Source organism: Nocardioides sp. LMS-CY (assembly GCF_018732145.1).
GTDB classification, from domain to species: Bacteria; Actinomycetota; Actinomycetes; order Propionibacteriales; family Nocardioidaceae; genus Nocardioides; species Nocardioides soli.
The window spans coordinates 3770680-3784234 of sequence record NZ_CP076104.1 but is presented as its reverse complement, the minus strand read 5'-3'; the positions used below and the strand labels follow the sequence as shown (position 1 = coordinate 3784234).

The 13555-nt window shown below is 72.0% G+C and carries 11 protein-coding genes; 7 read left to right on the top strand and 4 right to left on the bottom strand.

Annotated features, from left to right (window positions below; genetic code table 11):
* Window positions 1–17: 17 nt before the first annotated feature.
* Both KM427_RS18015 and KM427_RS18010 read left to right on the top strand, forming a co-directional pair.
* Entirely contained in the window at window positions 18–815 is a 798-nt protein-coding gene (locus KM427_RS18015) for an SDR family oxidoreductase (protein WP_215524802.1), read from the top strand.
* Window positions 816–950: 135 nt separating this feature from the next.
* On the top strand, window positions 951–2750 hold the full coding sequence (locus tag KM427_RS18010; RefSeq protein WP_215524801.1) for an Ig-like domain repeat protein: 1800 nt from the start codon (window positions 951–953) through the stop codon (window positions 2748–2750).
* Window positions 2751–2822: 72 nt separating this feature from the next.
* On the opposite strand, the gene KM427_RS18005 is transcribed toward KM427_RS18010, so the two are convergent.
* Window positions 2823–3827, bottom strand: a complete 1005-nt coding sequence (locus KM427_RS18005; RefSeq protein ID WP_215524800.1) for an MDR family NADP-dependent oxidoreductase — start codon at window positions 3825–3827, stop codon at window positions 2823–2825.
* A 17-nt stretch (window positions 3828–3844) separates the two neighbouring features.
* On the opposite strand from KM427_RS18005, the gene KM427_RS18000 reads away from it, so the two are divergent.
* From KM427_RS18000 to KM427_RS17990, 3 genes are all read left to right on the top strand, one after another.
* A complete protein-coding gene (locus KM427_RS18000; protein WP_215524799.1) occupies window positions 3845–4753 on the top strand; it encodes a hypothetical protein in 909 nt (302 codons plus the stop codon).
* A gap of 125 nt (window positions 4754–4878) precedes the next feature.
* A complete protein-coding gene (locus KM427_RS17995; RefSeq protein ID WP_215524798.1) occupies window positions 4879–6285 on the top strand; it encodes an FAD-dependent oxidoreductase in 1407 nt (468 codons plus the stop codon).
* 105 nt (window positions 6286–6390) lie between these two features.
* Entirely contained in the window at window positions 6391–8079 is a 1689-nt protein-coding gene (locus tag KM427_RS17990) for a sensor histidine kinase (protein ID WP_215524797.1), read from the top strand.
* 32 nt (window positions 8080–8111) lie between these two features.
* Here KM427_RS17990 and KM427_RS17985 read toward each other — a convergent pair whose 3' ends face one another.
* The 3 genes from KM427_RS17985 to KM427_RS17975 are packed head-to-tail and all read right to left on the bottom strand — an operon-like array spanning window position 8112 to window position 11688.
* The gene (locus KM427_RS17985) at window positions 8112–8828 is read right to left on the bottom strand and encodes a hypothetical protein (RefSeq protein ID WP_215524796.1); all 717 of its coding nucleotides are present in this window, start codon (window positions 8826–8828) and stop codon (window positions 8112–8114) included.
* Window positions 8829–8841: 13 nt separating this feature from the next.
* Entirely contained in the window at window positions 8842–10116 is a 1275-nt protein-coding gene (locus tag KM427_RS17980) for a DUF4437 domain-containing protein (protein WP_215524795.1), read from the bottom strand.
* A gap of 30 nt (window positions 10117–10146) precedes the next feature.
* Complete coding sequence (locus tag KM427_RS17975; protein WP_215524794.1) at window positions 10147–11688, bottom strand: class I adenylate-forming enzyme family protein; 1542 nt, start codon at window positions 11686–11688, stop codon at window positions 10147–10149.
* A gap of 229 nt (window positions 11689–11917) precedes the next feature.
* Between KM427_RS17975 and KM427_RS17970 the strand changes: the two genes are divergently transcribed.
* Both KM427_RS17970 and efeU read left to right on the top strand, forming a co-directional pair.
* Window positions 11918–12625: a DsbA family oxidoreductase gene (locus tag KM427_RS17970; protein WP_215524793.1), complete on the top strand. Its 708-nt coding sequence runs from the start codon at window positions 11918–11920 to the stop codon at window positions 12623–12625.
* A 49-nt stretch (window positions 12626–12674) separates the two neighbouring features.
* Window positions 12675–13541: an iron uptake transporter permease EfeU gene (gene efeU / locus KM427_RS17965; protein ID WP_215524792.1), complete on the top strand. Its 867-nt coding sequence runs from the start codon at window positions 12675–12677 to the stop codon at window positions 13539–13541.
* Window positions 13542–13555 lie beyond the last annotated feature (14 nt).

The following is a 13555-nucleotide window of genomic DNA, read 5'->3' as shown; positions in this document are numbered from 1 at the left end:
ATCCCGGAGGACCCGTCATGACCAACGCAGTCGTCACCGGCAGCACGAAGGGCATCGGCTTCGCGCTCGCCCGCGAGCTGCTCCGCCGCGGCCACAGCGTCGCCGTCTCCGGACGGTCTCGCGAGGCGGTCGACGAGGCCGTCGGCAAGCTCCAACCGGAGGCGAACGCTCGCGCCCGCGTGGTCGGGCGACCGACGGACGTCAGCGACGCGGCGCAGGTGCAGGCCCTCTGGGACCAGGCGGCCGCCGAGCTCGGCGGCGTCGACCTCTGGGTCAACAACGCCGGCGTCGCCTACACGATGCGCACGATCGTCGAGACCACGCCGGACGAGGTCGCCGGCATGGTGTCGACCAACATGCTCGGCACCATCAACGGCGCCCAGGTCGCGGTGCGCGGTATGTCGACGACAGGTGGGGGGCGGGTCTTCAACGTCCTCGGTGGCGGCAGCGACGGATCGATCCGGCCCGGGATGGGCGTCTACTCCGCGACCAAGCGGGGACTCGACCTGTTCACCAGGGCTTTGGTGAAGGAGGTCGCGGGCACGTCGGTGCACGTCGGCCAGGTGCGGCCCGGGATCCTGATCACCGACGGTTGGCTGCGCGAGGCCGCCACCCACCCCGAGTCGGTGCAGAGCCAGCGCAAGATGGTCAACATCCTCAGTGACCACGTCGACGACGTCGCGCCGTACCTCGTCGAGCGGATGCTCGCCACGAGGAAGAACGGCGAGGAGATCGCCTGGCTGACGACCGGGCGGATGCTGCGGAAGTTCGCCGGCGGTGGCCGCGAGGACAAGCTCGCCCGCTATGGACTCTGAGCCCCGGCCGTCGCCGATATCGGGGACTCGACGAACGGCTCCGAGAAACTCTTCTGCGCGTGGGAGATATCGTATATCCTCGCAACGAGACGCAGGCCACACCAGTGGCGGTGGGGTCATCCGAGGAGGAAATAGATGCGCTTTCGCAAACTTGCCGGCCTGGTGGTCGGTGCTCTCACGGTCGGCACGCTGGTCGCGCCGGGGCTGACCACCGCGGCCCAGGCGGCACCGAGCAGCAAGACCGTGACGCAGCAGCTCTCGTGCGTGTTCGGCAGCTTCGACATCGCCTATCCCGTCGAGGTCGCGCTCACCGTCGACGGCACCGCGGTCTCCGCGACGCTCAGCGACATCCCGCCGACCGGCATGCCGACCTTCCTGAAGGTGCACGCGACCTCCGCCGTGGTCAACGCCACCGTCAACGGCGAGACCGTGGAGCTGTCCGGTGACGTCACCTACCCGACGCCGATCACCAACAACCCCGTCATCGAGATGCCCGACGTCACCGGCACTCGCACCGGCACGGCCGACGTCTCGTCGGTCGGCGTCGCGGGCATCGACGTGACCATGAGCGTCCAGGCCTACGGGCCGGGCACCTCGGACTCCGACATGTCCTGCGCACCGGTCGCGCCGGTCGAGATCGACCAGCAGATGGCGTGCGCGTTCGGCTCCTTCGACATCGCCTACCCGGCCGAGGTCGCCGTCATCGCGAACGGCACCGGCGTGACGGCGACGCTCAGCGACATCCCGCCGACCGGCATGCCGACCTTCCTGAAGGTGCACGCGACCTCCGCCGTGGTCAACGCCACGGTCGACGGCGAGGCCGTGGAGCTGTCCGGTGACGTCACCTACCCGACGCCGATCACCAACAATCCGGCCATTCCGATGCCCGAGGTCGCCGGCACTCGCACCGGCACCGCCGCCGCGACCGAGGTCAGCATCGAGAGCGTCGACGTGACGATGAGCGTGCAGGCCTACGGGCCCGGTACCTCGGAGTCCGAGATGCCCTGCACCGCGGTCGGCCCCGTGGGGCTCGGCGACACCCAGCAGCTGACCTGTGTGTTCGGCGACTTCGCGATCGGCTACCGCGCCGACCTGGCGGCGACCGTCACCGGTACGAACGTGGCCGGCGTGCTGGCCGAGGACTTCGTGCCCGGCATGCCGGCGTTCGTGACGATCTCCAAGTTCAAGGTCGACCTGGCCACGACGGTCGACGGTGAGGCGGTGACCCTCTCGGGTGAGAGCAGCTACTCGCCGAGCAAGCCCGGCAACACCCCGTTCGCGATGCCCGCGCTGAGCGGCGACCGTGCGGGCACCGCCGCTCCAAGCGAGATCGCCGTCACCGGCGCGGTCCTCACCATGACCGCGAGCGGATCGGACAACCTCATCCACTGCGCACCGGCGGCGCCCGCGACGGCGACCACGACGACGCTGGCGGCGACCTCCGCGGCCGCCAACGCCGTGCACCTGGCCGCGACGGTCGCTCCGGCCGGCGCGGTCGGCAAGGTCGAGTTCCGCGAGGGCGCGACCAAGGTCGGAGAGTCGGCCGTCGCGTCGGGTGCCGCCAGCCTCGCTCTGGCCGGCGTCGCCGCGGGCAGGCACACCTACACCGCGACGTTCGTCCCGACCGACGCGGCCGCCTTCGGGGGCTCGACCTCGGCGGCCGTCGGCGTGGACGTCGCGGGCCCGCCGGATGTGAAGGCGCCCTCGGCGACGTGCACCGCGGCCGAGGTCAAGGCCAAGGCGGCGCAGACCAAGGTGAAGAAGGCCAAGGCCAACGTCAAGAAGGCTCAGGCCAAGGTGAAGAAGGCGAAGAAGGCGAAGAACGCCAAGAAGGTCAAGGCCGCCAAGAAGAAGCTGAAGGCCGCCAAGGGCAAGCTGACGAAGTCCCAGAAGCAGCTCAAGGCCGCGAAGCAGGCTGTGGCCAAGGCCTGCTGACCACCGCATGACGACCGTGCCCCGGTCCTCCGTCAGGAGGGCCGGGGCACGATCGCGTCGGGTGAGTGGCGGTCAGACGTCGACGACGACTTTTCCGACGGTGTGCCCGCCCATCAGCCGAGCGAACGCGAGCGGTGCCCGATCGAGGCCGGCGTAGCGATCCTCCGGGGCGACCAGGGCTCCGGAGGCGAGCAGGTCGCCCACGCGCTGCGCATGCTCGGCCGCGAGGTCGCCGTGGTCGTAGACCACCATCCCGTGCACCTCGGCCCGGGCCGCCATCACGGCGCCGGCGCGCAGGCGGGTCGGCGCGCCGCCGTTGTACTGGTCCATCAGCCCGGCCAGCGACACCCGGGCGCCGACCGCCAGCTGCTCCAGGACGACGTCGAGCGTGTCCTGGTCGCCGAGGTGCAAGTACCCGTCGATGCGATCCGGGCACGCCCGGGCGAGCTCGTCGGCGAGCGACGGGCCGCGCCGCACGGCCACGTCGTACCCCAGAGGTCCGGTCGCGAGCATTGCCTTCTCCTCGGAGCCGACGATCCCGACCGTGCGGGCGCCGGCGAGCCGGGCGAGCTGGCCTGCGACCGAGCCGACGCCCCCGGTCGCCGCGCCGATCACGACGGTCGCTCCGGCAGTCGGGCGCAGGTGCCGCACATGCGCGGCGTACGCCGTGAGTCCCGGCATGCCGAGAGCGCCCAGGGCGGCGGAGTCCGGCACTCCCGGTGGCAGCCGGACCGGCGTGACGGCGGCGCCGTCGACGACCGCCTCGGCGCGCCACCCGGTCTCGGCGAGCACCCGCCGGCCGACGGCGACCCCGGGATCGCGCGACTCGACGACCTCGCCGACGGAGCGGCCGGGCAGCACGTCGCCGGGGCCGACCGGGGCGTCGCCCAGGTGCCGGCCGCCGAGCGCGGAGCGCTGGTAGGGGTCGAGGGAGAGCGACGTCACCCGGACTCGCACCTGGCCCGCCTCGAGGTCGGGGCGCGGCAGCTCCACGAGCGCGAGGTCCTCCGGCGTCGGCGCCCCCGCAGGGACCCGGGCCAGGACGACGGCGGGGACGGCATCTGCGGAAGCGGTCACGATGCGATGATATAGATGTGTCGCGCCTCTTCGGACCGCTCTTCTCCACCGCGGACCTCACTGCCCACCTGAGCCGTCTGGGCGACGTCTTCGGGATGGTCGAGGCGGGGCGCACGCTGGTCCACGGCGCGGAGGTGGTCGCGCTGCGGACCCCCGGGGCACGGGCGGGCGCGGTGGTGTGGCGACCCGACCCGGTGCCGGCGTACGCCGTGCGCGACGAGGCCACCCGCCTGGGCCGCGACGCGCTGCGGGTGGTGGACTTCTACGCGCCCGACCTGGACCGGGCCGTCGCCCACGCGCGCGGTCTCGGCTACCGGGTGGAGTCCGGGGAGGCCAGCTACGAGCTCGCGGAGGGCGCCTTCCGGGAGGCGCACCTGCCCGGGCCCGACGGCACCGTGACGGCGTTCCTCAGCGGCCCGCGGGACTTCTTCGCCGGCTTCGCCAGGATCCGTGACCGCGTGGTCAGCGAGGTCTGCAGCATCTCGCTGCCGCTCGGCGACGCTGGGCCGTCGCTGGACTTCTATGCCGACGTGCTCGGCTGGGGCGTGGTGTACGAGTACTCCTTCGACGACCCCTCCTTCAGCGACCTCCTGGGGTCGACGGAGCGGCTCCGGGTGCGGTCGTCGACCGTCGGCCCGGCGCGCGACGAGCCCTATCTCAACCTCGTCGACTACGGCCTGCCCGAGTCGGCCGGCGGCTCGCTGCTCGGCCGATCCGGGCTCGATCGCCGCGGGCTCGTCGGCGTGGTCGTGACGGTGCCCGACCTCGATGACGTACGCCGGCGCGCGGACGGTCACCCCGGCGCGTGGAGCGGCGCGGTGTTCGCCCTCGACCTGCCGCCCTTCGGTGCCACCCGGGTGGCCGTCGTCACCTCGCCGCACCGGATCGTGCATGTGGTCGTCGAGGATGCGGGTCTTGGCTGCTGACAGCCAGACCCCGCACGACACGCCGAGGCGCCCCGGCGTGTCGTGCGGGTTTCGGCCGTCAGCAGCCGAAACCGACGCACCCCGTGACTCACCGAGACACCACCTGAAACATATATGATCTAGCAATGGCAGTGTTGGAGTACGACGCCGTGGTGGTCGGTGCCGGTCCGGCGGGCCTGAGCGTGGCGCTACATGCGGCCGCCGGGGGTGCACGGGTCCTGGTCGTGGAGAAGGACGACCGGATCGGCGGGACGCTGCACATCAGCGGTGGCCACCTGGCGGCGGGCGGGACCGCGCGCCAGCGCGAGCGCGGCATCGAGGACAGCCCCGAGGCGCACCTCGACGACATCCGCCGGATCGCCCGGGGAACCGCCCGCGAGGACCTCGTCGCTCAGGTCGCACGGCACGCGCCCGAGACGATCGAGTGGCTGGCCGCGCGCGGCTTCGCCTTCGCGCCCGAGACGCCGCGCATCGTGCACGGCCACGAGCCCTACCGGACCGCCCGCACCTACTACGGCAAGGACGAGGGCGCCTCGATCCTCGAGGTGTTTCGCGCCGAGCTGGCCTCGTCGACGGTCGAGCTCTGGACCAGATCGCCGGTAACCGGCCTGGTGACCGACGGGCACGCCGTGATCGGCGTCGAGACCTACCGGGACGGCGCCGAGGTTGAGGTGCGCGCGCGGTCGGTGGTGCTGGCCACGGGCGGGTACGGCGCGGACGCCGAGCTCTTCGCCGAGCTCGAGGGAGCGCCGCTGGTCTCGGCCGCCGCCCGCACCTCGACCGGCGACGGGCTGCAGCTCGGGCGGTCGGTCGGGGCGGCGCTGCAGGGTGCCGGCACCCATCTGCCGTCGTTCGGCGGGCTGCCCGACCCGGTCTCGCCGGCGCGGGCGAACTGGCGCGAGCGGCAGGTGCTGACCGCCGAGCGGCCGCCGCGCGAGATCTACGTCGACCGCACCGGCCGGCGCTGGGTCGCGGAGGACGAGCCGTCGATCGACGCGAAGGAGCGGGCGCTGGTCGGCATCCCCGACCAGACCTTCTGGACGGTGTTCGACGACGCCGCGCTCACTCTGTCGACCGGGTCCCAGCGGCTGCTGGTCGGCCGGGAGCCCGACGAGGTGCGGGCGCTGGCCGGTGCTCGTCCGGGCGTGCACGCCGCCGGCTCGCTGACCGCCCTGGCCGCGCTCGCCGGCATCGCGCCGGACGCCCTCGAGACGACCGTCGGCCGCTACAACTCCTTCGTCGCCGCCGGCGCCGATCCCGACTTCGGTCGCCGTCATCTGCCCGCGCCGATCGCCACGCCGCCCTTCTACGCGATCCGCAACCACGCGATCACGCTGGTCACCTTCCAGGGCCTCGACATCGACGCGAGCTGCGCGGTGCGCACCGAGTCGGGCGCGCCCATCCCCGGTCTGTACGCCGTCGGCGAGGTCATCGGAGCCGGTGCCACCTGCGGCAACAGCTTCTGCTCCGGCATGCTGCTCACGCCGGCCCTGACCCTCGGTCGGCTGCTCGGCCGGCGGCTGGCTGGCTGACGTCCCGCCCCGGGGCGCGCCGAGCGATAGGTTCGCCCCGTGGGGCCTGACGGATCGAGGATTCAGTCCGACCACGCGACCTGGTCGGACTCGTCGGCGCGTGCCGTGCTGCAGCTGATGGTGGAGTCGGTGGCGGAGATGGTCGGCTTCGAGGTGGCGGCGCTGTCGGTGGTGCTCGGCGACGAGCTGGTCACGATGGCCTACACGGGTCCCGAGGAGCACCGCGCGTACGTCGAGGAGAGCGACCCGGTCTCGGTCATCACCCCCGTCCTGGAGCGGGCGCGGCCGTGGGGTCCGCGGCTCCGGTTCATCGAGGCCACCGCTCTCACCGAGCTCGAGGGCCACTGGGTCGAGGTCGAGCAGGTGGCCAGCGCGCACCCCGATGCCTGGCGGCCGACCGATGGGCTGCTCGCCGTGCTCAGCAACGACGACGGCGCCGTCGTCGGCATCCTGTCCGTCGACCGGCCCTCGTCGGGCCGGCGGCCCGACGATCGGCAACGCGGCCTCCTGGAGCGGTACGCCGCGCAGGCCGAGCGCGCCGTGCTGACGGCGTTCGAGCGCGAGGCGCTGGTCCAGCAGGTGGCCCACGCGGAATCCGCGCGCCGGCTGATCCGCTCGGCCTCGCGCCCCACCCACGGCTCGCTCGAGGACGTGCTGCGACACACCCACGGCCCGCTGGTCACCGGCTTCGACGCCCGCGGATCGTGGCTCCAGGTGTTCCAGCCAGACGGACCCGGGGTGGGCGTCGTACGCACCGACGCCGGCCGGCTGGTCCCGATCTCGCGCGACCTCGTCGACGTGGCCGTGCGGGTCGCGCCGAGCCTGTGGGCCGATCAGCGGCCGGTGGTGATCACCGCGGACAGCATCCCACCCGACGTGCCCGAGATCCGCGACCACTTCCTCCAGCGCGACGTGTCGTCGGTGCTCGGCGTCGCGCTCGGCGTCGGCGAGGAGTGCGTGGGCTTCATGGCGCTCTCCCGGCACGCCGACCAACCGCCGTGGTCGCAGGTCGAGATCGACTCCGCGCTGCAGATCGGCCACGACCTCGGCGCCGCCCTGGTGACCGCGGGGGCGCTGGAGCGCGAGCGCAACCTGGTGCGCGAGCTGCAACAGATCGATGACCACCGCAGCCAGCTGATCGCGACGCTCTCCCACGAGCTGCGGACGCCGCTGACGGTGATCTCGGGCAACCTCGAGCTGCTCGGGACCCTCGACCTCGATCCGCAGGCGGATCGCTACCAGCAGGCGATGAACCGCGGCACCCAGCGCATGGGCAAGGTCGTCGACGACCTCCTCCTGCTGGCCCGGGTGAGCAACCCGCAGCACCCGCTCACGCGGGTCCCGGTCGACCTGCGCACGGTGGCCCGCGACGTCGTGTCACTGGTCGAGTCGACGGCCAGGTCGAAGGGGCTCACGGTCACCGTCGACCTGGAGCCGGAGGGGCTGATGGTGCCCGGCGACCCGGTCGAGCTCGACCGCCTCGTCGGCAACCTGGTCAGCAACGCCGTGAAGTACACCCCGGCGGGCGGCTCGATCACGGTGTCGGCGGCGCGCCGCGCGGGCGAGGTCGTGCTGGGTGTCGCCGACACCGGCCTGGGCATCTCCGAGGACGACCAGGAGGGGTTGTTCCGGGCGTTCTTCCGCACCACCAACCCCGACGCGCTGCGCGAGCCCGGCACCGGCCTGGGCCTGGCGATCGTCGCCACGATCCTGGAGCGCCACCAGGGCCGGGTCGAGGTCGGCTCGCGGCTGGGCGAGGGCACGACGTTCACCGTGATCCTGCCCGCCGCCTGAGCCGCTGGTCGGCCGCTGGGTCGGCCGTGGGGTCAGAACGCCGTCGAGCCCGGCTTCACCACGCCGAGCAGCGCCGCCACCAGCACCAGCGTCCAGATGGAGTAGACCCACGGTTCGCACCGCCGGATCGAGCCGAGGATCGCCCTCTCGACCTCCGGGGTCGACCCGCTGGTGACGAGCCTGCCGAACGCCGGGCCGAAGGGCAGGAGCTGCCGGCGGATCATCACCCCGCAGAAGATGCACAGCCCGTACGCCGCGACCTTGGCGCCCAGCCACGTCGGGTTGGTGTCGACGCCGAAGGGCTCGGTGGCGAGCATCGTGTAGACCGCCACCCCGACGAGCCCGGCGCTGAGCCCGTAGCGCACGACCAGGTCGGCCTTCTGGGACAGGCGAGCGAGGGGCGTGTCGCCGCCGCGGTAGTCGATGAGCGAGACCGCCAGCCAGGCCAGGCCGGCGACCCACACGAGGGCCAGCAGCCAGCCGTCGACGAAGAACTCGTCGCCCAGTGGCCCGACCGCCATCAGCGTGATCCCGCTGGGCAGGAAGAGCACCAGCGAGATGCGCGGGGCGATGTCGACGCCGTGCATGATCCTCGTCGACACCGCCCGCGCCTCCGGCCCGAGGTCGGACCTGAGGATGTAGCGGCTGGCGTAGTAGACGCCGACGTCGCCGCCCAGCCAGTAGGCGAACAGCACGATGTGCAGGAAGACCGCGAGGCTGTGGCCGTTGAACCCGTGGACCGCTTCCATCAGTTGCGGCCCGTCACATTCCGTCGCCGTCCCAGCGGCCGCGGGAGCGGCTGCGGACGGGCAGCGAGGAGATGATCGGAGCCGGGATCGGGTCGCCGTCCTGCCAGTCCACCCGGGTGCCCCAGTTGTGGGCGTGTGTGCCGGTCCGCTCGTCGGGATGCTCCACCTCGCGGCCGGAGAAGCCCCAGTCCGGCGTGGCGGACTCGTCGTGCGCGTGGTCGTGCGCGTGGTCGTGCGCGTGGTCGTGATCGTGCGAGTGGTCGTGACCGCCGTGGCCGCCCTGCAGGTTGGCCGCGTCCATGGCCTTCAGGATCGCGATCAGTGAGGGGTCGGCGCCGGTGCCCTGGTGCTTGACGGGGGAGTTGTCCTGGCCCTGGTCGATCTGGAACTGCCAGGACGCCGTCATCTGGCGCATGTCCTCGTCGGAGCGCCACGGCGTCGCGAGGTCGTGGGTCGAGTGCGACCAGCGCACCGGCGGGTGCGGCTCCTCCTGCAGGCCCGCGGGTCCGTAGTTGACGCCCTCGCCGCCCCAGCGCACCCACTCGTTCTGGGTGTACCAGTTGGCCAGCTCGCCGTCGGAGCGCAGCAGCCACGTGCAGCCGCCCTCCATCGAGGTGAAGTGGCCGTGCTTGACCCGCGCCGGCCGGAAGAAGTAGGTGCCGAGGTCGAGGGTGCCGAAGTTGTACTCCATCAGCCCCTGGGTGGTGTAGGCCTCCTCGTAGCACGGGTGGTGCGCGAGGCGGTGGTCGCTCCAGCCCTCCTGGGCGTGCACCAGGCGGGTGTAGAAGCCGGTGACGGGGTCGACGTGGAGGTACTTGATGAACAGACCGGGCATCGGGCCGGGGTTGGGGACCGCGTCCCAGTTCATCGCCTCGGAGTCGATCACGATGACCTCCTCGCGCGCCTCCGCCCACGACCGGGCACCGCCGAGGGACTCGACCGGGTCGAACCCGGCATCGCCGTACTCGCGGTAGTGCAGCAGCCGGGTGCCCTCGGCGATCTTGAGGTAGTCGGTCGGCACTCCCTTCGGCGCGTAGACGTAGCCGCCCTTGCCGATCTTCCGGCCGCCGTAGTCGATCTCCCCGTCGAGCACGTAGTACTCGGTGTTCGCGTGATGGATGCCCGGACCACGACCCCAGTCGGTGTGGAAGTCCACCCGCAACGACGAGGAGCCGTCCTCCTCGTCCACGGACAGCCGGCGCTCACTCGCCCGGCCCTCCCCGGCCGGCAGCTCCGCGGCATGCCAGACGTAGTCGTCTTCCTGGATGAGCTCGACGTGGGGTCGCACGTTTCCTCCGGTCGTGATGGGTGGGGTGGGTCAGGCGGGGGCCCGGTCGCGCAGCTCGCGCTTGAGGACCTTGCCGCTGGCATTGCGGGGGAGTGCCGGGAGGGCGCTCCAGTGACGGGGGATCTTGAAGCCGGCGAGCCGGTCGCGGCAGTGGCTCTCGAGGTCGCCGGCGAGCGCGTCGTCGAGCGCGCGGCCGTCGCGCAGCACGACGTACGCCGCGACCTCCTCGCCCCAGGTCGTGCTCGGCAGGCCGACGATCGCCGACTCCGCGACGGCGGGATGCTGCGCGAGCACGTCCTCGACCTCGCGGGGGTAGACGTTGGCGCCGCCGGAGATGATCAGGTCCTTCTTGCGGTCGACGACGTGCACGTAGCCGTCGTCGTCGCGGACCACCACGTCGCCGCAGGTGAGGTACCCGTCGTGGGTCGTGCACGCCGCGGTCGCGTCGGGGTCGTCGTGGTAGCCGTTCATCAGGAACGGCGAGCGGCTGAACAGCTCGCCCGGCTCGCCGGCCGGCACGGGGTCGCCGGCGTCGTCGACGACCCGCAGCTCGGTCATGAACCAGGCGTGGCCCACGGAACCGGGCTTGGTGAACTGGTCGGCCGGGCGGAGGTTCGTGATGATGCCGGCCTCGGTGGAGCCGTAGAGCTCGTGGATGCCGCGGCCGGGGAACTCGCTCATCACCCATTGCTTGAGCGGCCAGGGGAGTGCGGCGGCGTTGAAGTAGAGGGTGTCGAGTGCACCGAGGTCGTGCTTCGCGACCGCGCCCTCGCCGAGCCCGCGCAGCATCTGGGCGTGGGTCGGGACCAGGAAGGTCGACCGCACCCGGTCCCGGGCCATCAGCGCCAGGAACTCCTCGGGGTCCCAGTGCCGCAGCATGGTGACCGTGCCGCCGCAGAAGACCGGCGCGTAGCCGAAGGCGAACCCGGCGCCGTGGTACATCGGCGCGACGGCGGCCGACGTACGCCCGGGACCGAGCCCCCACTCGAGGGCGCTCAGGTAGAAGGTCAGCGCCCGGCTGCGATGGGAGATGACGACGCCCTTGGGTCGCCCGGTGGTGCCGGAGGTGTAGGCGATGCAGAACGGGTCCTGTTCCGCGACGGCGACACCTGGGTCGCGGGAGCTCGCGACCGCGAGCTCGGCCTCGTAGTCCGGGCCGAGCTGGGTGCCACCGATGCTGAGCACGACCAGCCGGAGGTCGTCGATGTCGCCGGCGACGGCGGCGAGCGCGGCGTCGAGCACCAGTGCGCGGGCACCGGAGTGCTCGAGGATGTAGCGGCTCTCGCTCGGGGCGAGCCGCGGGTTGAGCGGCACCATGACGAGGCCGGCCTTCGCGATGCCGGCCGCGATCTCGGGGTACTCCAGCCGGTTGCCGAGCAGCACCGCCACCCGGTCGCCGCGGCGCAGCCCACGCTCGAGCAGGCGGGCGCCGAGCCGGCTGGCCCGCTCGTCGAGCGCCCCGAAGGTCAACGTCCGGTCGCCGTCGACGACCGCGGTGGCGCGCGGGCTCGCGATCGCGAACTCCCGGATGCCGCCCGCGATGGTGAGCGGCGCGCCGCCGGTTCGAATCATAGATATAAGAATATACGATCTACGAGAACCGTCCAGTGATGGGCCGAAGTTGAGACCGAGGGGGCGTGCGCGGGCGGTGGTTTCGAGGCTCGGGCCTGGCGGCCCTCGCACCTCAACCACCGTGGCGGTGGTTGAGGTGCGAAGGCGCGCTGGCGCCTGAGCCTCGAAACCATCGGTCACGGAACGTCTGGATTCGGAACATTCGGTCCGCCGGTCGCGTTGGCCCGACGTGAAGATCGAGATCTGGAGTGACGTCGTCTGCCCGTGGTGCTACGTCGGGAAGCGTCGTCTGGAGACCGCCCTGGCCGGCTTCGAGCACGCGGACGACGTCGAGGTCGTCTACCGCTCCTTCGAGCTCGACCCCTCGGCCCCCGAGCACGGCCACGAGCTCTCGACCGGCGTGATCGCGCGCAAGTACGGCCGCAGCGAGGCGGAGATGCGCCAGATGCAGCAGCAGCTCATCGACCTCGCCGCCGAGGAGGGCCTGGCGTTCCGGCTCTTCGAGACCGTGCACACCAACACCGTCGACGCGCACCGGCTGCTCCACCTCGCGCTCGCGACCGGTGGTCCGGCGCGCCAGCGCGAGCTGAAGGAGGCGCTGCTCTCGGCGTACTTCGAGCAGGCCCGCAACGTCGGCGACCATGACGTCCTCACCGAGATCGCGGTGGCGGCCGGGCTCGACGAGGCCCGCGTGCGCGGCGTACTGACGAGCCAGGAGTACGCCGACGACGTCGCGGCCGACATCGCCCAGGCCCGGGCGTACGGCGCCAGCGGCGTCCCGTTCTTCGTCGTCGACCAGAAGTACGGCGTCTCCGGCGCCCAGTCGGCCGAGGTCTTCGCCCAAGTGCTGCAGCAGGCCTGGGCCGACGCCCACCCCGTGCTCCAGGCCGTCGGCGGCGATGCGGAGGCCTGCGGCCCCGACGGCTGTGCGATCTGACTCACAGTTGGTTAGGCAAACCTAACTGACGAGCGTACGATCAGGGTTCGTGCTCGCCAACTACCTGATCGGCCTGCGTGAGGGGCTCGAGGCCTCGCTGGTGGTCAGCGTCCTGGTCGCCTACCTGGTCAAGACCGACCGGCGCGACCTGCTGCCCCGGATCTGGGTGGGGGTGGCGCTCGCCGTGGCCATCGCCCTCGGGTTCGGCTTCGCGCTGTTCTTCGGTCCGCGCGGGCTGACCTTCGAGGCGCAGGAGGCGATCGGCGGCACCCTGTCGATCGTCGCGGTCGGCCTGGTCACCTGGATGATCTTCTGGATGGCCCGCGCCGCCCGCTCGCTGAGCGGCGAGCTGCGCGGCCAGATCGACGCGGCCGCCGAGGGCTCGTGGTTCGCCCTGGTCCTGGTGGCGATCCTCGCCGTCGGCCGGGAGGGCCTGGAGACCGCGCTCTTCCTATGGTCCGCGACTGAGGCCGTCTCCCGCGACACCAACGCCACCTGGCAGCCGCTGCTCGGCGCCGCACTCGGCATCGCCACCGCGGTGCTGCTCGGCTACCTGCTCTACCGCGGCGCGATCTCGATCAACCTCAGCAAGTTCTTCACCTGGACCGGCGCGTTCCTGATCCTGGTCGCCGGCGGCGTCCTCTCCTACGGTGTCCACGACCTCCAGGAGGCCGGCATCCTGCCCGGGCTGCACACCCTGGCCTGGGACGTCTCCGACACGATCGACCCGACGACCTGGTACGCCACCCTGCTCAAGGGGATCTTCAACTTCTCCCCGCAGACGACCGTGCTCGAGGCCGCGGTCTGGGTCCTGTACGTCGTACCCGTCATGACGCTCTTCCTCGTCTCGGCGCGCCGGCGCAGCCGCGCGACCTCCGCCCCCACGCCCACTCCCGTCAGCGGACCCCTCGTCTGACCGTCCCAGAAGGA

Coding starts and splice junctions, on each gene's coding strand:
- KM427_RS18015 (WP_215524802.1), top strand. CDS start 18: ATGACCAACGCAGTCGTCACCGGCAGCACGAAGGGCATCGGCTTCGCG.
- KM427_RS17975 (WP_215524794.1), bottom strand. CDS start 11,688: ATGATTCGAACCGGCGGCGCGCCGCTCACCATCGCGGGCGGCATCCGG.
- KM427_RS18010 (WP_215524801.1), top strand. CDS start 951: ATGCGCTTTCGCAAACTTGCCGGCCTGGTGGTCGGTGCTCTCACGGTC.
- KM427_RS17985 (WP_215524796.1), bottom strand. CDS start 8,828: ATGGAAGCGGTCCACGGGTTCAACGGCCACAGCCTCGCGGTCTTCCTG.
- KM427_RS17995 (WP_215524798.1), top strand. CDS start 4,879: ATGGCAGTGTTGGAGTACGACGCCGTGGTGGTCGGTGCCGGTCCGGCG.